The sequence below is a fragment of the Micromonospora sp. WMMD723 genome, assembly GCF_049863385.1.
GTDB lineage: Bacteria > Actinomycetota > Actinomycetes > Mycobacteriales > Micromonosporaceae > Micromonospora > Micromonospora wenchangensis.
Genome location: NZ_JBMKNR010000001.1, coordinates 4,213,672 through 4,233,652, shown reverse-complemented (window position 1 = coordinate 4,233,652; position 19,981 = coordinate 4,213,672). Strand labels below are relative to the sequence as shown.

The window sequence follows — 19,981 nt, the reverse complement described above, 5'->3', positions numbered from 1 at the left end:
AGGCCCCGTCCCCGGCGACGGAACGGGGTGGTGCGGATGTGCGGAAGGTGTACGAAATCCCTCCACTGCCCTAACATCGCGGGACCTGTCGGTGTCGGCGCACCCGTGGGTCAGGTCGGCGGCCCGTCGGAGGCTCCCGGCAACGAGGAACGGAGCGAAGTGGTGCACCAGCGGATCCTGATGCGGGCGAAGAAGGACCCGTTCGACGTACGCGGCCCGGAGGAGGCGTACGAGGGGAACTGGATCGGGGAGAACAACGGCAACCTCGTCTTCAGTCACGCCGCCCACAAGCTGCTACGCACCTCCACCGCGCGGATCACGTCGACCGAGTTCAAGGTCGACCTGCGCGACGCCGACCGGATCAACGAGCAGTACGACGTGTACGTCATCCCGCTGGCCAACGCGTTCCGGCGCAGCTACGCCCACCGCATCGAGCTGATGACGAAGCTGGTCGAGCGGCTGCGGATCCCGGTGGTGGTGTTCGGGGTGGGCGTACAGACCGACGTGCACGGCGACCGGGAGTACCTGCGTCCGATCGACGACGTGGTCAGCCGGTTCGTCCGGGCGGCGCTGGAGCGGGGGCCGAGCATCGGCGTACGCGGGGAGATCACCGCGCAGTACCTGAACACGCTGGGCTTCTCCGCCGTCGACGTGATCGGCTGCCCGTCGATGTTCCTGCACGGCGACCAGCTCCGGGTGGAGAAGTCCGCACCGGCCCTGAGTACCGACGCCCGGGTGGCGCTGACCGTCTCCCCGTACGTCAAGTCGATGGCGAAGATCATCGCCTCGCACCAGGCCCGCTACCCGAACCTGCGCTACCTCCCGCAGGATCTCAAGACGCTGGGCACCCTGCTCTACGGCGACGCGCCGCAGGACCGGGGCAAGACCAGCGCCATCCCGGTCCACACCTCGCACCCGCTGTTCACGCAGGACAAGGTGCGGATGTTCCTCGACCCGTGGACCTGGATGGACTACCTCGCCGGTTTCGACTTCGCCTTCGGCACCCGCATCCACGGCACCATCACCGCGCTGGTCGCCGGCACGCCCGGCTACCTGTTCGCGCACGACTCGCGCACCCTGGAACTGGCCCGTTACTTCGACATCCCGCACCGGCTGATGCCTGACGTGCCGGCCGACGTCGACGCCGCCCAGCTCTACGCCGAGGCCGACTACACCGGCCTGAACACCGGGCACCGGGCCCGCTACGAGGTGATGCGCGCCTTCCTCGCCCGGCACGACCTGGGCAACGCGTTCGACGACGGCGACGGCGCGGCCCGCTTCGACGCGCAGGTCCGCGAGACGGTGTTCCCGCCGGCGGTCCGGCCCGCCTCGGCCAGTTCACCCGAGGAACTGCTGGCCCGCATCCAGTGGCTGCGCGACCGCAACGCGGCGCTCGGCGACGAGGTGCGGGAACTGCGTGAGCAGCGGCTGCGGGCCCGGGTGCGACGCGCGGTCCCCGCACCGGTGCGGCGGATCATGGGTCGTTAACCCACCGCTCGGCCGCTGTTCAGCAGCTCCATCTCCACCGGATACGTCACGTTCCGTGGCCGTCCATACCCGTGCACCAGGGTGGCGGGGTGGTCAACCAGCCCGCGCCCACCCCGCTGCTCAGCGTCGTCGTCCCCGTCCACGGGGTGGAGGCGTACCTGCACCAGTGCCTCGACTCGGTGCGCACGGACGTGCCGGCCGACGCGGCGGGCGCGGTCGAGATCGTGGCGGTGGACGACGCCTCGCCGGACCGGTGCGGGGAGCTGCTGCGTGCGTACGCGGCCGAGCATCCGGGCGTCCGCGTGGTGCACCTGACCCGCAACGTCGGGTTGGGTCCGGCCCGCAACGCCGGCCTGGACGTGGCGACCGGCGCGTACGTCTGGTTCGTCGACAGCGACGACTGGCTGCCCCCGGGCACGGTCCCGGCGGTGCTGGACCGGCTCCGGGCGCACCGCCCCGACGTGCTGATGCTCGACCACCTGCGGGTACGCGACGACGGCCGTCGTGAGGTGGACGCGAGCAGTCACCTGCTGCGCGGTGTCCCCGGGGTGGTCCGCCTCGCCGACCGTCCCGGGCTGCTGCGGGTGCAGCACACCGCGTGGAACAAGGTGGTCCGCCGGGCCTACCTGCACGCCTTGGAGCTGCGTTTCCACCCCGGCTGGTACGAGGACATCCCGTTCAGCAACCCGCTGCTGATCGGCGCGGAGCGGATCTCCGTGCTGGACCGGGTCTGCTACCTGTACCGGCAGGGCCGGCAGGGTGCGATCACCTCCACCCGCAGCGGTCGCCACTTCGACGCCTTCGACCAGTACGACAGGCTGTTCGACTGGGTCGCCCGACGGTATCCGGACGAGCGGCTGCGCGGTGAGCTGTTCACCCTGATGGTCAACCACATGCTGGTGGTGGTCGGCAACGACGGTCGGTTGCACCCGCACCTGCGCCGGGAGTTCTTCCGCCGGGTCGCCGCGCACTACCGCCGGCACCTGCCGCCGGGCGGCTACCCCCGGCCGGGCGGGGTGACCGGGCTCAAGCACCGGCTGGTCGGCCGGGACGCCTACCTCCCGTACGCGGTGCTGCGCCAGGCGCACCGGCTGGCGGGGTGGCTGCGCCGCCCGGCCGCCACGCCGCAACCGGTGCCGCCGGCCGTCGGGCCGGCCCCCGACTGCACCGCCGACCGCGACGCGCTGGCGGGTCGCGGCAGCCGGTGACCGGCCGGCCCGCCGTCGGGGGCGGCGGCCGGGGTACGAGCAACGAGCACAGGGAACAGGGGTCTGGGGATGACGACAGTGAAGATCGGGCCGCACCTGGTGGGGGCCGGGGAGCAGCCGTTCGTGGTGGCGGAGATGTCCGGCAACCACAACGGCGACCTGGGCCGGGCGCTGGCGATCGTGGACGCGGTGGCGGCCAGCGGGGCGCACGCGCTGAAGTTGCAGACGTACCGGCCGGACACCATCACCATCGACGTGGACACCCAGGCGTTCCGGATCTCCGGCGGGCACGAGCTGTGGGGCGGGCAGAACCTCTACCGGCTCTACGAGCGGGCCCACACCCCGTACGAGTGGCACGGGCCGATCTTCGAGCGGGCCCGGGAGCGGGGGCTGACCGTGTTCTCGTCCCCGTTCGACCCGTCGGCGGTGGAGCTGTTGGAGGGGCTGGACGTCCCGGCGTACAAGATCGCCTCGTCGGAGCTGGTCGACCTGCCGCTGATCCGGCTGGTCGCGGGCACCGGCAAGCCGCTGGTCATCTCCACCGGCATGGCCACGCTCGCCGAGATCGACGCCGCGGTGCGCACCGCCCGCGACGGCGGGGCCGGCGGCATCGTGCTGTTGGCCTGCACCGCCGCCTACCCGGCCCCGCCGGCCGACAGCAACCTGCGCCGGATTCCGGTGCTGGCCGACGCGTTCGGGGTGCCGGTCGGCCTGTCCGACCACACCCCCGGCATCGGGGTGCCGGTGGCCTCGGTGGCGCTGGGCGCCTGCTTCATCGAGAAGCACGTCACCCTCGACCGGGGCGACGGCGGGGTGGACTCCGACTTCTCGCTGCACCCCGACGAGCTGGCCGCCCTGGTGGTGGAGTCGGCGCGGGCGCACGCGGCGCTCGGCGGCACCGCCGTCGGGCCGACCCCGGCCGAGCGGGAGGGGTTGCGGTTCCGCCGTTCCCTGTTCGTGGTGGCCGACGTCCGGGCCGGCGACGAGGTGACCGCCGCGAACGTCCGCTCGATCCGCCCGGCCGGCGGCCTGCCCCCGGTGGAGATCGACCGGGTCCTCGGCCGCACCTTCACCACCGACGTCCCCCGGGGCACCCCGCTGAGCTGGGACCTCGTCTGACCCCGCCCGCCTCCGCCCCGCGCCACCGCGCGGGGCGGGGCGCGTTCAGGGGGCGAAGGCGATCGTGACCACCAGGTCGGCCAGGCGCAGGGTGCGCCAGACCGCGCGGGTGTGCGGGGGTACGGCCAGCCCGTGCCGCCGCCACCAGGCGGCCACCGGCACCTCGGCCAGCTTGCACAGGCTCTCCGCCCGGGTCCAGCGGGCCCAGAAGTCGGCCGGGCCGAAGCGCGCGGCCAACGCGGGCGGGACCTCGGCGGTGGCCCGTTCGGCGTCGATCGCCACCCGCCAGCCGGGGGCGGCCGGCCCGTACCAGCCGACGCAGCGCCCGTCGTCGAGGTGGCTGCGGGTCACCGCGTACCGCAGCTCGTCGGGGGTGCCGACGCGCAGGTGCCGTTCGGCGGCACCGAGCAGCGCGGGCACCGGCCGCAGTCCGGTGTCCCCGGCCGGCCGGGGCGGGTGGGCCAGCGGCGGCCCGGCCACCCGCAGGCCCCCCGACCCGGCCCCGAGGTCAGATCGAGGCGGCACCGTCGACCACGATCACCTGGCCGTTGATGTTGGTGTGCGCGCACAACAACATCCGCACCACCGGGACCACCTCGGCCGGTTCGGTCAGGTGGCCGGTGGGGGTGCGACGGACGATCTGGTCGAGCTGGGTGCTGCCCAGCACGGCGGACATCTCCGAGGCGAAGAAGCCCGGTGCGACGGCGTTGACCAGCATCCGCCCGCCCAGTTCGCGGGCCAGCGAGCGGGTGGCCGCGTCCATGCCGCCCTTGGTGGCCGAGTACGCGACCAGACCGGGGAAGCCGCGCTGGGCGCAGATCGAGGTGACGTTGACGATGCGTCCGCGCCGCCCCTGCCCGAGCATCCGCCGGGCCACCAGGCGGGTGAGCTGCAACGGCGCGGTCAGGTTGGTCTCGACGATCCGGGCGATGTCGGCGGTGGCGGTGTGCGTGTGCATCGAGTCCTGCCCGACGGCGGCGTTGTTGACCAGGCCGTCGACCGGGCCGAACCGTGCCTCGACCTCGCGGAGGAACCGCTGGGCCGCCGCGAGGTCGGTGACGTCCACCGCCCCGACGTGCACCCGGTCGGGGTACGCGTCGGCCAGCTTCTCCAGCTCGGGGGTGACGGTACGGGCGAACGCGGCCACGGTGAGGCCGGCGTCGAGCAGGTCGGTGACGATGGCCAGGCCCAGCCCCCGGGACCCGCCGGAGACGAGGACCACGGTGCTGGCGGGAACGGGCGGCGAGTCAGACATCGCTCTTCAGGGTCTCCTTGACGGGGATCTCGGTCAGCAGGCGGATGCGGCGGGGCACCGCGTACTCGGGGAGCCGGTCGGCGCACCAGCGCACCAGCGCGCCCTCGTCCGGCTGCCCGGCGTCGCCCGGCGCGGTGGTGGGGACGACCTCGGCGACCACCATCCGGCCGAGCACCGGCGCGCGGCGGCCGGTGACCCGGGCCCAGGCGACCCCGGGGTGGGCGGTGAGCACGGTGCGGACCATCCCGGCGGAGACCTTGCTGCCGCCGACGTTGATCTCGTCGGAGTCCAGCCGGCCGGTGATCACCACCCGGTCGTCGACCACCTGGGCCCGGTCACCGGTGCGGACCGGCCCGTCGAGGCCGACCCCGTGGTGCGGGGAGGTGATCACCAGTTCGTCGTCGCGCAGGGAGAGGGTGGGACGGCCCGGGGTGACCCGGTCGAGCCAGCCGACCGGGAACCCGGCCCGCCCGTCGTGCACCACGATCGACGCGCCGACCTCGGAGGAGGCGTAGATCCAGGAGATCCGGGCGGTCGGGAAGAGCTCCCGCAGGCGGTCCAGGACGGCCTGGTCGACCGGTTCGCCGCCGAGGGTGAGCTGGCGCAGCGGCACCCGGGCCAGCGCCTGCGGGTCGCGGTGCAGGGTACGCCGCCAGAAGGTGGGGGTGCCGGAGACGGCGTCGACGGCGTGCGCGGCGGCGACCGCCGGCCAGTCGTCCAACTCGTCGGGGTCGACCACCACCAGGTGCTGGCCGGGCTGGGTCAGCGACAGGGTGACCACCTGCCACCAGGCGTAGCTGCCGGGGGCGTACGGGCAGAGCCAGGTCCGTTCCGGCTGCGCCGACCGCACGGTGGTCAACGAGTCGAGGCTGTGCCCGACCCGCTTGGGCCGCCCGGTCGACCCGGAGGTGAGCAGCCAGAGCCGACCCGCCTCGGGTGCCCGCGAGACGGCCGGCGGCACGGTCTGCGGCACCCCGGCGGTGAGCACGGTGACGGCGAACCCGGCGGTGCGCAGCTCGTCGCGCATCGTCGCGTCGACCCGGGTGGGGGCGGCGAGCAGCAGTTCGGTGCCGTCGACGGCGTGCCGCCGGGCGACGGCGAGCGCGTCGGCGGCCCCGGCGGCGAGGACCACCCCGGGCGACGGCAGCGCCGGGGCGGGCAGGTCCCGCCACCTCCGGGCCACCCCTGCGACGACGACCCGGTTGTCCAGCCCGGCCGGCGAGGTCGCGACGGTCACTGCCGCTGGAGTTCGGCGAGGAAGTCGAGGACGTCGCCGACGGTGGCGATCCGGCGCAGGCCGGGGGCGTCGAAGTTCAGCTCCTCGCCGGTGGCGTCCTCGACCCGCAGGGCCAGTTCCGAGAAGTCCAGCGACCGGAAGCCGATCTCCCGCAGGTCGGTGGAGTCGTCGTCGGGCAGCACCCGGCCCTGGTTGCGCACCACCTGCGCCATGAGGTCGCGAATCTGCGCGCGACTCAATTCGTTCATGCGCCGGAGTGTACAGCCCGACAATTGTCCGACCCCTTTACCCGGGTAGGGTCCGCAGGGGTCCACCAGATGAATACAAAGGGGTACGGGTGCTGCGCGAGGCCACGACGGAAGACGTTAACCTGATGTTGTCCTGGCGTAATCAGGAAACCAACCGGCAGGTCAGCAAGACCAGTCACGAGATCACCGCCGCCGAGCACGCGGCGTGGTGGTCGCGGGTGCTCACCGACCCGACCCGGCGGGTGCTGATCTACCTGCACGACGACCGGCCGGCCGGTGTGGTGACCTTCTTCGACCTGCGCCCGGACGGGCCGCAACGCACCGCTTCCTGGGGTTTCTACCTGGACGCCGACGGGTTGGCCGAGCGGGGGGCGACGCTGCCCGCCTGGCTGGGCGTGATGCGGGCGGCGGTGGACCACGCCTTCGACGTGCTCGCGCTGGACCGGCTCGACGGCGAGGTACTGGCCGACAACACGGTCGTACGGCAGATGAACCGACGGTTCCGGTTCGTCGAGGGAACCGGTCGACGCGAGACGCACGACGGCCGGGAAATCACCGTCGTCCCTATTTCCCTGAGCCGGGAGAACCGTCGCCGTCGCTGATTTCGGCGATTGTCCGGTGACCATTAACCGGCCCGCCATCCTGCGTTAACCGAATTGCGTCGCCGAGCCCGGCGGGCCGGTTCCGGGCGGCGCGACCCTCGGCTCAGGCACGTCGCCAGGCGGCCCAGTGCTGCTGCGGGTTGCCGCCGAGGCGGACGAAGCCGTACCGGGTGCCGTCCCAGTCGTCCGGCCCGCCGGGTGCCCACCTGACGAACACCACGTCGGCGTCGGCCGGCGGGGCGTCCCCGAACCACCGCACGTCGGCCCAGGTGACCTGGTGGCTGAGGTTGAACCGGAGCACCCACTGCACCCCGAGCGACGCCCAGACCCGGTCGCCGGGGCGTACCCCGAGGTCGGAAGCCCGGGGGGTGGGTGCGGTCGCCGCGACCACCGGCCGGACCAACCGGTCGGTGATCACCTGCATGGTGCCGAGGTTCACCGCCACCAGCGCGGCGAGCACCGGCACCCGCCACCGGGGCAGCCGCAGGGCGGCGACCAGCAGCAGGCAGCCGGCGATCCCGACGGCCGCCCCGGTGAACGGCCGGAACTCCCGCCAGCCACCGGTGAGCGCCATCAGGTCCGGTGCGCCGAACCCGCCGTAGCGCAGCTCGTGCCCCCGGCTGGCGACCCAGGCCAGCCGGGCGGCGATCAGGGTCGCGCCGGCCAGCAGCAGGCCCACCGCGACCGCCGCCCGCCGCCACCGCTGCCGGGGCGTCGCCGTCACCAGCATCCCCACCCCGAGCAGCAGCCAGAACGGGGCGAGCATCTGCACGTACCGGCCGTAGATGGCGTCCAGCGGTTTGCCGGTGACGCCGGCCAGGATCACCGACGCGCCGGCCGCCACCCCCACGCTGGTCACCAGCGCCACCCCGACCGTCCACCGGGTCGCCCCGTCCCCGTCGGCCGGGCCGGCGGCGGGCGGCGGGGACACGGCGGGGGCGTGCCCCGTCGTCGCGGCGGGGGCGGGACGGCCAAGCAGGAGGCGGACGGCACCGGCCCAGGCGACACCGGCCGCCCCGAAGGTGATGACCACCAGGTACCAGAGCTGGGTGCCGACCGCCGCGCCGACCCGCAGCAGCCCCGGCCCGGAGGCGACCGCCCGGACGGTGCCGCTGCCGGGCGGGTCACCCAGCAGGTAGACCCGGTCGCCGAGCAGCCGGATGACCGCCTCGTTGAGCAGTGCCAGCGCCAGCACCGGCAGCACCGCGGCCAGCACCTGCGCCGGACCGGTCCGTCGCCGCAGGAACAGCAGCAGCACCAGGCCGGCGTGCACGCCCACGATCACCAGGCCCCGGGAGTGCAGCAGGTGGAACGTCCCGACCAGGGTGCCGGCCCCGGCGGCGACCAGCGGGCCGGGCCGGCGCACCCAGTGGTGCACGGCCAGCAGCCAGGCCAGCACCAGCGGCGCGAGCACCGCGTCGATCATCGCCACCCCGGCGTAGAACACCGTCGCCGGCAGGGTGGCCGCGACGGTCGCGGCGGCCAGGGCGACCGCCGGGCGTACCGGCACCAGCCGGCGCAGCAGCAGGTACGCAAGCGGCAGCACCGTCGCGTTCACCGCCGCGTTGATCAACTGCACCAGTCGGTAACTGTCGGTGAAGTCCCGCTCCCCGAGGAACGCCGGGGAGATCAGCAGCGGGTAGCCGACCCGACGCAACGGCCCGTTCTCGCTGCTGAAGCCGCCCGGCCCGCCGGCCAGCGCGCGGGCGGTGTGCAGGTAGCTGTCCTCGTCGGTGTGGGCGATGGGCAGCGGCACGTGCCGGGACAGCCACATCCGCCAGCCGACGCCCAGCAGCCAGCCCACCACCAGCAGCGCCGGCACCAGTCGCCGGCGTCGGCGAGCCGGCTGCCCGGCCGGGTCGGCGACCCGGTGTCCCACCTCGGTGACGGCCACCATGCGTCGTCTCCTGCCTCGTCGGGGTACCCCCGTCGGCCGGCCCGGGACGCACGACGGTCCCGGCCCGCAGGCCGGGCCGGTGGGGCGGTGCCCGGCCGTGGGTGTCGGATGCGCCTCCGGGGGGGGTGCCCACCGGGCCGCGCCGGGCCACTGTAGTCAGCGGCGTACCCGCTGGTCAGCCGGCAGCGGCCGGGTCGGCAAGTGTTCGCCCGCCGGGGGGCCGGCATTCACACGACCAGCGTGGGCGGTTAACCCGGGGGCGTCGGTGCGTTAACCCGACCTGGTTAGCGTCCGTCCGGTCGCCTGGCCCGGAGCCTGCGGCGCAACCACGAGCTGGGGAGCACCACATTGAGTGAGTTGAACGGGTCGTCCATTCTGGTCACCGGCGGGACGGGGTCCTTCGGGAAGACGTTCCTCCGGCACGTCCTCGACGTGGCCGACCCGGCCCGGGTGGTGGTGTTCTCCCGCGACGAACTCAAGCAGTACGAGCTGCGCCAGCAACTCGGCGACGACCCCCGGCTGCGCTGGTTCATCGGGGACATCCGGGACCGGCACCGGCTCACCCGGGCCATGCACGGGGTGGACCACGTGGTGCACGCCGCCGCCCTCAAGCAGGTGGACACCGCCGAGTACAACCCGTCGGAGTTCATCGCCACCAACATCACCGGCTCGCAGCACGTGGTCGACGCGGCCATCGAGGCCGGCGTCCGGAAGGTCATCGCGCTCTCCACCGACAAGGCGTCCAGCCCGATCAACCTGTACGGCGCGACCAAGCTCGTCGGCGACAAGCTCTTCGTCTCGGCCAACCACTACGCCGCCCAGCACCCCACCCGGTTCGCCGTGGTCCGCTACGGCAACGTGGTCGGCAGCCGGGGCTCGGTGGTGCCGCTGTTCCGCCGGCTCGCCGCCGAGGGCAAGAGCCTGCCGATCACCGACAAGCGGATGACCAGGTTCTGGATCACCCTGGACCAGGCCGTGCAGTTCGTGCTGGACAGCTTCGACCAGATGCAGGGCGGTGAGTTGTTCGTACCGCGCATCCCCAGCATGCGCATCCTCGACCTGGTCGAGGCGGTCGCCCCGGACGCCACCACCCACGAGATCGGCATCCGGCCCGGCGAGAAGCTGCACGAGGAGATGATCGCCCCGGACGACAGCCGCCGGACGCTGCGCGCGAAGGACCGGTTCATCGTCCAGCCGACGATCGCCACCTGGGGTTACCGGCCGCCTGTCGACTGCGAGCCGGTGCCGGACGGCTTCGCCTACCAGTCCGACGGCAACGACGAGTGGTTGAGCGTCCCGCAGCTGCGCGACATGCTCGGCATCACGGCGTGACGGCGATGCTCCCGTACGGCCGGCAGTCGGTGACCGACGACGACGTCGCCGCCGTGGTCGCCACCCTGCGCAGCGACTGGCTCACCACCGGCCCGCAGGTCGACGCGTTCGAGGCCGACCTCGCCGGCTGGACCGGCGGGGCCGGCTGCGCGGCGGTCGCCAACGGCACCGCCGCCCTGCACGTCGCCTACGCGGCGGCCGGGGTGGGCCCCGGCGACGAGGTGGTGGTGCCGCCGATGACGTTCGTGGCGACCGCCAGCAGCGCGGTCGCCCTCGGCGCGCGGATCGTCTTCGCCGACGTCGAGGAGGGGACGTTCACCCTGGACCCGGCGGCGGCCGCCGCCGCGACCACCGCCCGGACGAAGGTCGTCGCCGCCGTCGACTACGCCGGCCACCCGGCCGACTACGACGCCCTGCGCACCGCCCTGACCGGCTCGGACGCGCTGCTGCTGGCCGACGCGGCGCACTCCATCGGGGCCACCTACCGGGGCCGGCCGGTCGGGTCGCTGGCCGACCTGACCACCTTCTCGTTCTTCCCCACCAAGAACCTCACCACCGCCGAGGGCGGCGCGGTCGCCACCGCCGACCCGGAGCTGCTGACGCGGGCCCGCCGGTTCCGCAACATCGGGCTGGTCCGGGACCGCGCCGATCTGCGCGCCCCGGACGAGGGCGGCTGGCACCAGGAGGTGCACGAATTCGGGCTGAACTACCGGCTGCCGGACGTGCTCTGCGCGCTGGGCCGCAGCCAACTGCGCCGGCTCGGCGACTTCCTCGCCGCCCGCGCCCGGCTGGTGGCCCGCTACGACGAGGCGCTGGCCGACCTGGACGGGGTGCTCACCCCGACCCGCCGGTCCTGGGCCGCCCCCGCCTGGCACCTCTACCCGGTCCGGGTCCTCGACGGCCGCCGCCGCGAGGTGTACGACCGGATGCGCGCCGCCGGCATCGGCGTGCAGGTCAACTACCTGCCGGTGCACTGGCACCCGGCCTTCGCCGACCTGGGCTACCGGCGCGGGTCCTGCCCGGTGGCCGAGGCGTTCTACGCCCAGCAGCTCTCGCTGCCGCTGTACCCGGGTCTCACCGACACCGACCAGGACCGGGTGATCGACGCGCTCGGCGCGGCGCTGCGCGGCGTCACCGCGCCCACCGCCGCCTGACCGGGGGAACCGATGCACCACGCGAACCACTTCTACGGCCACGCCCACGTGCTGGCCCGCTACTGCGGGCTGGGCGACGGCCACCCGCCCCGGATCAACGGGTACGTCCAGCACGGCTGGAACATCGGCGACGGCCTCGCCCCCGGCCACCCGTACGCCGAGCGCACCCCCAGCCTGCTCTGGTCGGAGCAGACGCGGCGACGGGCCTGGTCGGTGGGGCGGCGCAACGTGGTGGTCACCGGCGCGCCCTTCGCGTACCTGCTCGACCTGCGCCGCGACGACCCGCCGCCGGCCGCCCGGGAGGGCACCATCTGGTACCCGTTCCACGGCTGGGAGGGTCAGCACGTCAAGGGCGACCACCGGGAGCTGATCGCCCGGATCAGGGACACCGAACCCGGCCCGGTCACCGTCTGCCTCTACTGGCACGAGTACGGCATGCGCCGGGTCCGCCGGCTCTACGAGAACGCCGGCTTCCGGGTGATCTGCCACGGCTACCGGGGCCACTGGTGGCGCGACACCGACCCGCTGTTCCTCGACAAGCAGCTCACCGAGCTGCGCCGGCACGCCCGGGTGGCGTCCAACCGGCTGACCAGCGCCATCTTCTACGGCATCGCCGCCGGATGCGAACCGGCCGTCTACGGCGACCCGATGATCCTGGCCAAGGAGGACCCCACCTTCGGCGGCACCGCCCGCATCCGGCGGCAGTGGCCGCAGCTGCACGGCGAGTCGGTGGACCTGCCGACCGCCGTCGGGATCGCCCGTGCCGAACTGGGCACCGACCACCGTTGCACCCCGGCCGAGCTGCGTGAACTGCTCGGCTGGGCGCATCCCGCAGGAGGAACGAGTTGACCACTGGAACCACCGCCCCCGTCGTCCTGCCCGGCGGGGAGATGCTGGCCTGGTCCGACCTGCCGGAGCAGCGGCTGGCCGACGGTGGGCCGCTGGGCGCGCTGGCCGCCCGGGTCGTCCCGGCCGGGGCGCGGGTGCTGCTGGCCGGGCCGCACGACCCGGCGCTGCTCGACCGCCTCGCCCACGCCGAGGTGACCTGCCTGCTGCGCAGCCACCCGGACGCGGTGGCCCTGGCCGGCCGGGCCGCCCGGGTGGTCGTCGGCGGCCCGGCCGGACTCGACCCGGCCGACACGTTCGACGTGGTGGTGGCCGGGGCCGGACTGGACGCCGTCGAGTCGGTCGAGGGGGCCCGGCTGGGCTGGACGGGGGTGCTGGCCCGGCTGGCCGCCGCCCTGCGCCCCGGCGGCACGCTGCTGCTGCGCCTGGACAACCCGCTGGGGGTGACCCGGCTGGTCTCCCCCACCCCCTGGTACGCCGACCGGGGCGACGCGGCGTGGAGCATCGGCGGGGTGCTCGACGCCGGCCGCCCGGCCAACCGGGAGCAGCTACGCGCCCGGCTCGCCGAGGTGGGACTGACCGCCGACGCCGGCTACGCCGCGTACCCCGGTCCGGGTGCCCCGACGGCCCTGGTCGCCACCGACGCGCTGGAGCAGCGGCCCACCTCGGGGCTGCTCGACGCGGTGCTGCACGGGGCGTGTGCCGGTGGGTCCGCCGCCGGCCCGGTGCTCCAGGACCCGGCCCGGCTGGCGGTCGACGCACTGCATGCCGGGCTCGGTGCGGCACTGGCCCCCGGCTGGCTGACGCTGGCCCGCCGCCCCGGCCCCGCTGCGCCCGTCGACCCGGCGCTTCCGGTGGTGCTGGTGCAGACCGGCCCGCCCGGGGTGGGGGTGGTCGAGGTGGCCGACCGACCGGACGGCTGGCACTGGGCGGTCACCGGCGGCGGGGCCGACCGGACCCGACCGGCGCCCTTCGCCAGCCGGGAGGCCGCCCACCGGGACCCGACCGCGCTCACCGGCCCGGTGCCGCCGGGACGGCTGCTGCGCACCGTGCTGCTCGACGGCTGCCTGCGCCGTGACCTGGACACCCTGCGCCGACTGCTGGGCGGCTACGCGGGGTGGCTCGCCGGACGGGCCGGCCCGGACGGGCGGCTCACCGGGGCGGTCGCGCTCGCCGACCCGGACACCGTGGTCGTCGACGGCGACACCTTCGCGGTGCTCGACCCGAGCTGGCAGGCCAGCGAGCCGCTGACCCTCGAGGTGGCGCTGGCCCGGGGGCTGTGGCGGTTCGCGGTCACCCTGCTCACCGGCGGCTACGCCCACCCCTGGCCGTCCACCCTGGACGTCGCCGGGTTGACCGTGGTCCTCGGCGGCGTCGCCGGGCACGACCTGGACCGGGCCACCGTCGACGCGGCCGTGCAGACCGAGGCGGCGGTCGCCGCCGCCCTACGCGGCCTGGACGCCGACGGGCGGGGGATGCTCGCCGCCGAACTGCGGGCGGTCACCCCCACCGACCCGCCCGCCGGGCCGCGCAGCTACCAGCAGATGCGGGAAGCCTGGGTACGCCAGCGGGAGGAGCTGACCCGGCTGGCAGCCCTGCTGAAGTGGACCGAGGAGCTGCTCACCTCGCGGGAACGGGCGTTGCGTCGCGCCGACGCCACGATCAACCTGCTCAGCGGCTCGCTCAGCTACCGGGTGGGCCGGCTCGCCATCACCCCGGCCCGACTGGCGAAGCGGGGTGCGCGGGCGGCCAAGCGGCGGGCCCGCGAGGCGCTCGGCCCGAAGCCGCCGCAGGAGCAGCAGTGACCGCCCCGGCCACCCCGCCGCCGGAACGGCCCGGCGGCGGGATGGCGACGGGCCGGCCCGGTCGCGCCGACCCCGTCGGAGCCGACGCGGTCACACCGGCCGGCTCCGACCTGCGGATCGTCGGCATCGTGCAGGCCCGGATGGGTTCGTCGCGGCTACCCGGCAAGGTGCTGCGCCCGCTGGCCGGACGCAGCGTGCTCGGCCGGGTGGTCCGGGCCGCCCGGGACAGCGGGGTCCTCGCCGACCTGGTGGTCGCCACCAGCGTCGACGCCGTCGACGACGCGGTGGTCGCCGAGTGCGCACGGCTCGACGTGCCCGTGCACCGGGGGCCGGTGGACGACGTGCTGAGCCGGTTCGTCGGCGCGCTCGACGCCCACCCCGGCGACGCCGTCATGCGGTTCACCGCCGACTGCCCGCTGCTCGACCCGGAGATCGTCACCCTGGTGGCGTCGGTCTACCGGGCCGTCCCCGGGCTCGACTACGCCAGCACCTCGATCGCCCGTACCCTGCCCCGGGGGCTGGACGTGGAGATCATCCGGGCGGACGCGCTACGCACCCTGGACCGGCTCGCCGTCGACCACCACCGGGTGCACGTCACCTCCTTCGCGTACGCCCATCCGGAGCTGTTCCGGGTGCTCGGGGTGACCCTCACCCCGGACCGGTCGACGCTGCGGCTCACCCTCGACACCGACCAGGACTGGGCGCTGGTCAGCGCGGTCGTCGACCACTTCGGCGACGTCAGCGTGCCGCTGGCGAAACTCGCCGACTGGCTCGACGGGCGGCCCGACCTGCGTACCCTCAACTCCTCGGTACGCCAGAAACGGCTGGAGGAGTCCTGAACCCACCACGGATCGGGCTGCGCTGCGACGCCGGCCCGCACACCGGCGTCGGGCACCTGGTGCGGTGCCTGGCCCTCGGCGAGGAGTTCCTGGCCCGGGGCGCCCGGGTCGAACTGTTCGGCACGGTGGACCGGGTCGGCTGGGCCGCCGCCCACCTGGCCGCCTGCGGCATCCCGGTCCACCCCGGCCCCGACACCCCCGCCGGGCTGGTCGAGGCGGCCCGTACGCACGCCCTCGACGCGTTCGTGCTCGACTCGTACGAGCTGGACCCGGCGGGCGCGGGAGCGCTGCGGGCGGCCGGCGTGCTCACCCTCTGCCTCGTCGACGGCGACACCCGGGGTCAGGACGCCGACCTCTACCTGGACCAGAACTACGGCGCGGACACCCCCGGGGGGCAGCCCACCGCCGACGTACCCGACGACGGGCGGCTGCTGGCCGGCGTCCGGTACGCGCTGCTGCGCGACGCGGTGACCGCCGCCCGGCCGGCCGCCCCGCCGCCGGCCACCCCGGCACCCCGCCCCCGGGTGCTCGCCTTCTTCGGCGGCACCGACGCGGTCGGCGCGGCCCCGGTGCTGACCCGGGTGCTGCTCGGCACCGGCCACCCGATGGCGGTGACCGTGGTCGTCGCCCGCCCCGGGATCGAGGCCGAACTGTCGCGGGTCGGCACCGGGCGGGGGCAGTCGCTGCACCTCGTCGCGCCGACCGACGCCCTGCCCACGCTGATCGGCGCGGCCGACCTGGTGGTCAGCGCCGCCGGCACCTCCACCTGGGAACTGTGCTGTCTCGGTGTACCCGCCGCCCTGGTCTGCGTGGTCGACAACCAGCGCGACGCGTACCGGCGGGTGGTGGCGCACGGGCTCGCCGCCGGCCTCGGCGAGCTGCCGGAACTGGCCGCACCGGGGTTGGCCGGGCGGGCCGCACGGGCGGACGCGGCCCGCACCCTACGCACCCTGCTGGCCTCCCCCCGACGGCGGGCTGCCCTCGCCGCCCGCGCCTGGACCACCGTCGACGGGCGCGGCCGGCAACGGGTCGCCGACGCGGTCCTCACCCGGATCGCCGATCGTACGGGTGTACTAAAGCACTGATAGGGTGCCGGGTATGCCGCAGGCCGCCTACCAACCGTCGATGCTCGACCTCACCGACACCGGCCCGACGCTGACCCCGCTGGCCGGGCTGCGCCGCCGGACGCTCACCCGGGGCGCCTGGGTCGACCACCTGCCCGGCTGGGTGCACGGCTCCGACGCGGTCCTCGACACCCTGCGCACCGGCGTCCCCTGGCGGGCCGAACGCCGCACCATGTACGACACGCAGGTCGACGTCCCCCGCCTGCTCTGCTGGTACGGCCCCGACCGCCCGCTGCCGCACCCGCTGCTCACCGCCGCCCGCACGGCACTGAGCCGGCACTACGCCGCCGAGCTGGGCGAGCCGTTCGTCACCGCCGGCATGTGCCTCTACCGCGACGGGCGGGACAGCGTCGCCTGGCACGGCGACACCCTCGGCCGTTCCGCGCACACCGACACGATGGTGGCGATCGTGTCCTTCGGCGCGCCCCGCCCGCTGCTGCTGCGCCCCCGGGGCGGCGGCGACACCCTGCGCTTCCCGCTCGGCCACGGCGACCTGGTGGTGATGGGCGGGTCCTGCCAGCGAACCTGGGAACATGCCGTGCCCAAGACCACCCGCCCGGTCGGCCCCCGGGTCAGCGTCCAGTTCCGCCCCGTCGACGTCGCCTGACGCCGACGGGGCGGCCGGCCGCCAGCCCCTGCGGCGGCCGGGCCGGGCTCAGTCGCGTTCGATGAGGTGCCCGACGACGGTCGGGCCGAGCATGACGGCGAAACCGGACCCGTCCCGGCGCGGATCGGCCGGCGGCAGCTCCACCGGGTCACCGGTCGCCGTCGCGCCCACCGGCCGCGCCCCGATCCAGGCCACCACCAGATCCGTCTCACCCTTGAGGAACCGCTGCGCGCGCACCCCGCCGGTCGCCCTGCCCTTCGCCGGGTACGACGCGAACGGCGTCACCTTGACCGTCGCCCCCGTCGAGGTGACCACCATCGGCTCCCCGTGCGCGGCGTCGTCGGTGCGGACCGCGCCGAAGAACACCACCCGGGCGCCCGCCGGCAGGCTGACCCCGGCCATCCCCCCACCCTTGAGCCCCTGCGGGCGGACCACGGACGCCGCGAACCGCAGCAGGGACGCCTCACTGGTCACGAACGCCAACGTCTCGCTGCCGTCGTCGAGCCAGGTGGCCCCCACCACCTCGTCGCCCGACCGCAGCGAGATCACCTCGAACTCGTCCGACCGCACCGGCCACTCCGGCGTGCACACCTTCACCACGCCCTGCCGGGTGCCCACCGCCAGGCCCGGGGAGCCCTGCGCGGTCGGACCTAGCGGGGCCAGCCCGATCACCGTCTCCCCCGCCGCCAGCGGGACCAGCTCGGCGGCGGCCATCCCGCCCCGCAACGACACCGTGCCGGCCTGCTCGGGCAGCACCGGCAGCGGCAACACGTCGACCTTGAAGGCCCGGCCGGCGCTGGTGACCAGGAGCACCCGCCCCCGGGCCGTGGTGTGCACGACCGCGCGTACCGTGTCGTGCTTGACCCGGCCGTTGCGTCGACGCCCCTCGGACGCCTCCTCCGACTCGGCCGCCGTCCGGGCGACCAGCCCGGTCGCCGAGAGGATCACCTGACACGGGTCGTCGGCCACCTCCAGCGGCCCGGCCGGCACCGACGCCGCCAGCACCTCCTTGAGGTCCCCGTCGACCAGGGTGGTCCGCCGCGCCCCGGAGAACTGCTTCACCACGGCGGCCAACTCGTCGGAGACGACCTTGCGGAGCACCTTCGGGTCGTCGAGGATCTTCGACAGCGCGGCGATCTCCCCGCGCAGCTTCTCCTGCTCGGCCTCCAGCTCGATCCGGTCGTACTTCGTCAACCGGCGCAGCGGGGTGTCCAGGATGTAGGTGGCCTGGATCTCGGAGAGCTTGAACTTCTGCATCAGGCCGTCCTTGGCGGCCTGGGCGTCCTCGCTGGCCCGGATCAGCTTGACCACCCGGTCGATGTCGAGCAGGGCGATCAGCAGGCCGTCGACCAGGTGCAGCCGCTCCTGGCGCTTGCGCCGCCGGTACGCGCTGCGCCGGGTCACCACCTCGTAGCGGTGGGCCAGGAACACCTCCAGCAGCGCCTTCAACCCGAGGGTGCGCGGCTGCCCGTCGACCAGCACCAGGTTGTTGATGCCGAAGGACTGCTCCAGCGGGGTCAGCCGGTAGAGGTCGGCCAGCAGCGCCTGCGGGTTGACCCCGACCTTGCACTCGACGACCAGCCGGGTGCCGCTCTCCCGGTCGGTGAGGTCCTTGACGTCGGCGATGCCGGTGAGCCGCTTGGTCTTGTTCACCTCGTTGGTGATCGCCGCGATGACCTTCTCCGCGCCGACGCCGTACGGCAGCTCGACCACGGTGATCGCCTGCCGGCCCCGGCTGCCCTCCAGCGGGCCGATCTCCACCCGGCCGCGCATCCGCACCACGCCACGCCCGGTCTCGTACGCCCGGCGCACCTCGTCCAGCCCGAGCAGCAGGCCACCGGTGGGCAGGTCGGGGCCGGGGACGAACTCCATCAGCTTGTCCAGGTCGGCGTCCGGGTGGTTGATCAGCCAGCGGGCGGCGGAGACCACCTCGCCCAGGTGGTGCGGGATCATGTTGGTCGCCATCCCGACCGCGATCCCGGACGCGCCGTTGACCAGCAGGTTGGGGAATGCGGCGGGCAGCACGGTCGGCTGGGTCAGCGAGCCGTCGTAGTTGGGCTCGACGTCGACGGTGTCCTCGCCCAGCTCACCGACGAGCAGCATCGCCTCCCGGGAGAGCCGGGCCTCGGTGTAGCGCGCGGCGGCCGGTCCGTCGTCCGGGGAACCGAAGTTGCCGTGCCCATCGATGAGGGGCGCGTTGAGCGAGAAGTCCTGGGCGAGCCGGACCATCGCGTCGTAGATCGCCGTGTCGCCGTGCGGGTGGTACTTGCCCATCACGTCGCCGACGATCCGGGCCGACTTGACGTGCCCCCGGTCGGGGCGGTGGCCCTGTTCGTGCATGGACCACAGGATGCGGCGGTGCACCGGCTTGAGGCCGTCGCGGGCATCGGGCAGGGCGCGGGAGTGGATGACCGAGAAGGCGTACTCCAGGTAGGAGTCGGACACCTCGGTGACCAGCGGGTTGTCGAAGACCCGCGCGCCGGCCTGGTCGAAGGCGGACAGGTCCACCTTGGCGCGGTCGTCCTTACGGCGTGCCATCGTTCAGCTCTCTTCCGGGGATACGGCGGCCACGGTGCTCATGCGTCGATCGCGTCGCGGTCGACCCGGTCGGAGGAGTCGATCAGCCAGTTGCGGCGCGGCTCGACCTTCTCGCCCATCAGCAGTTCGAGGATGCGCTCGGCGGCGTCGACGTCGTCGAGGGTGATCCGGCGGACCGCCCGGGTGGCCGGGTTCATCGTGGTCTCCCACAACTCGTCGGCGTCCATCTCACCGAGGCCCTTGAAGCGCGGGATCGGGGTGACGATCTGCCTGCCGGCCTTCTCCAGCTTGCGGACCGTCGCCTCCATCTCGGCCTGGGTGTAGGTGTAGGTGGTCTGCGGGCTGCGCCCCTTCGTGGTGATCTTGTGCAGGGGCGGCATCGCGGCGTAGAGCCGGCCGGCCTCGATCAGCGGTCGCATGTAGCGGGCGAACAGGGTGATCAGCAGGGTCCGGATGTGCGCGCCGTCCACGTCGGCGTCCGCCATGATCAGCACCCGGCCGTAGCGCAACGAGGACAGGTCGAAGGTGCGTCCCGAGCCGGCCCCGAGCACCTGCACGATCGCGGCGCACTCGGCGTTGTCGAGCACCTGCTGGAGGTTGGCCTTCTGCACGTTGAGGATCTTGCCGCGAATCGGCAGCAGCGCCTGGTACTCCGAGGTACGAGCGACCCGTGCACTGTTGT

The 19,981-nt window shown here is 74.2% G+C and carries 17 protein-coding genes and 1 pseudogene; 11 read left to right on the top strand and 7 right to left on the bottom strand.

Going from position 1 to position 19,981, the window contains the following annotated elements:
* Positions 1-162 precede the first annotated feature (162 nt).
* The 3 genes from ACN261_RS18685 to pseI all read left to right on the top strand — a co-directional run bounded on the left by ACN261_RS18685 (position 163) and on the right by pseI (position 3,815).
* On the top strand, positions 163-1,488 hold the full coding sequence (locus tag ACN261_RS18685; protein WP_425851281.1) for a polysaccharide pyruvyl transferase family protein: 1,326 nt from the start codon (positions 163-165) through the stop codon (positions 1,486-1,488).
* An 89-nt stretch (positions 1,489-1,577) separates the two neighbouring features.
* The gene (locus tag ACN261_RS18680; protein WP_421486629.1) at positions 1,578-2,696 is read left to right on the top strand and encodes a glycosyltransferase family 2 protein; all 1,119 of its coding nucleotides are present in this window, start codon (positions 1,578-1,580) and stop codon (positions 2,694-2,696) included.
* 69 nt (positions 2,697-2,765) lie between these two features.
* Entirely contained in the window at positions 2,766-3,815 is a 1,050-nt protein-coding gene (gene pseI, locus ACN261_RS18675) for a pseudaminic acid synthase (RefSeq protein ID WP_425851279.1), read from the top strand.
* Positions 3,816-3,860: 45 nt separating this feature from the next.
* Here pseI and ACN261_RS18670 read toward each other — a convergent pair whose 3' ends face one another.
* The 4 genes from ACN261_RS18670 to ACN261_RS18655 are packed head-to-tail and all read right to left on the bottom strand — an operon-like array spanning position 3,861 to position 6,555.
* Positions 3,861-4,340, bottom strand: a complete 480-nt coding sequence (locus ACN261_RS18670) for a hypothetical protein (RefSeq protein WP_425851277.1) — start codon at positions 4,338-4,340, stop codon at positions 3,861-3,863.
* The gene (locus ACN261_RS18665) at positions 4,324-5,070 is read right to left on the bottom strand and encodes an SDR family NAD(P)-dependent oxidoreductase (protein ID WP_421486626.1); all 747 of its coding nucleotides are present in this window, start codon (positions 5,068-5,070) and stop codon (positions 4,324-4,326) included. The genes ACN261_RS18670 and ACN261_RS18665 overlap by 17 nt, the downstream gene beginning before the upstream one ends.
* A complete protein-coding gene (locus tag ACN261_RS18660) occupies positions 5,063-6,307 on the bottom strand; it encodes an AMP-binding protein (RefSeq protein WP_425851275.1) in 1,245 nt (414 codons plus the stop codon). The genes ACN261_RS18665 and ACN261_RS18660 overlap by 8 nt, the downstream gene beginning before the upstream one ends.
* Positions 6,304-6,555: an acyl carrier protein gene (locus tag ACN261_RS18655; RefSeq protein ID WP_169733084.1), complete on the bottom strand. Its 252-nt coding sequence runs from the start codon at positions 6,553-6,555 to the stop codon at positions 6,304-6,306. Before ACN261_RS18655 ends, ACN261_RS18660 begins: the two co-directional genes overlap by 4 nt.
* Before the next feature lie 89 nt (positions 6,556-6,644).
* On the opposite strand from ACN261_RS18655, the gene ACN261_RS18650 reads away from it, so the two are divergent.
* Complete coding sequence (locus tag ACN261_RS18650; protein ID WP_421486624.1) at positions 6,645-7,157, top strand: GNAT family N-acetyltransferase; 513 nt, start codon at positions 6,645-6,647, stop codon at positions 7,155-7,157.
* Between the two features lie 103 nt (positions 7,158-7,260).
* On the opposite strand, the gene ACN261_RS18645 is transcribed toward ACN261_RS18650, so the two are convergent.
* The gene (locus tag ACN261_RS18645) at positions 7,261-9,054 is read right to left on the bottom strand and encodes a hypothetical protein (protein ID WP_425851272.1); all 1,794 of its coding nucleotides are present in this window, start codon (positions 9,052-9,054) and stop codon (positions 7,261-7,263) included.
* 348 nt (positions 9,055-9,402) lie between these two features.
* Here ACN261_RS18645 and pseB point away from each other — a divergent pair, with 348 nt between their 5' ends.
* The 7 genes from pseB (at position 9,403) to ACN261_RS18610 (ending at position 16,761) form a co-directional block, all read left to right on the top strand.
* Positions 9,403-10,386 carry a UDP-N-acetylglucosamine 4,6-dehydratase (inverting) gene (gene pseB / locus ACN261_RS18640; protein ID WP_363656547.1) on the top strand — a complete coding sequence of 328 codons (984 nt, stop codon included), beginning with the start codon at positions 9,403-9,405 and terminating at the stop codon, positions 10,384-10,386.
* Positions 10,383-11,540, top strand: coding sequence for a DegT/DnrJ/EryC1/StrS family aminotransferase (locus ACN261_RS18635; RefSeq protein WP_425851269.1), 1,158 nt, complete (start codon positions 10,383-10,385; stop codon positions 11,538-11,540). The genes pseB and ACN261_RS18635 overlap by 4 nt, the downstream gene beginning before the upstream one ends.
* 12 nt (positions 11,541-11,552) lie before the next feature.
* Positions 11,553-12,389, top strand: a complete 837-nt coding sequence (locus tag ACN261_RS18630) for a hypothetical protein (RefSeq protein WP_425851267.1) — start codon at positions 11,553-11,555, stop codon at positions 12,387-12,389.
* Positions 12,386-14,191: a class I SAM-dependent methyltransferase gene (locus ACN261_RS18625; protein ID WP_425851265.1), complete on the top strand. Its 1,806-nt coding sequence runs from the start codon at positions 12,386-12,388 to the stop codon at positions 14,189-14,191. Before ACN261_RS18630 ends, ACN261_RS18625 begins: the two co-directional genes overlap by 4 nt.
* A 110-nt stretch (positions 14,192-14,301) precedes the next feature.
* The gene (locus tag ACN261_RS18620; RefSeq protein ID WP_421487049.1) at positions 14,302-15,030 is read left to right on the top strand and encodes a cytidylyltransferase domain-containing protein; all 729 of its coding nucleotides are present in this window, start codon (positions 14,302-14,304) and stop codon (positions 15,028-15,030) included.
* Positions 15,027-16,115, top strand: coding sequence for a PseG/SpsG family protein (locus ACN261_RS18615; protein WP_421487048.1), 1,089 nt, complete (start codon positions 15,027-15,029; stop codon positions 16,113-16,115). The genes ACN261_RS18620 and ACN261_RS18615 overlap by 4 nt, the downstream gene beginning before the upstream one ends.
* 13 nt (positions 16,116-16,128) lie before the next feature.
* A complete protein-coding gene (locus tag ACN261_RS18610) occupies positions 16,129-16,761 on the top strand; it encodes an alpha-ketoglutarate-dependent dioxygenase AlkB (protein ID WP_425851263.1) in 633 nt (210 codons plus the stop codon).
* A 48-nt stretch (positions 16,762-16,809) separates the two neighbouring features.
* Here the strand turns inward: ACN261_RS18610 and ACN261_RS18605 are convergent, their stop codons facing one another.
* Together ACN261_RS18605 and ACN261_RS18600 are read right to left on the bottom strand one after the other, a co-directional pair.
* Positions 16,810-19,299, bottom strand: a complete 2,490-nt coding sequence (locus ACN261_RS18605; RefSeq protein ID WP_421486619.1) for a DNA gyrase/topoisomerase IV subunit A — start codon at positions 19,297-19,299, stop codon at positions 16,810-16,812.
* 38 nt (positions 19,300-19,337) lie between these two features.
* Positions 19,338-19,976, bottom strand: a pseudogene (locus ACN261_RS18600) (toprim domain-containing protein); the annotation flags it as partial.
* Between the last annotated feature and the right edge of the window lie 5 nt (positions 19,977-19,981).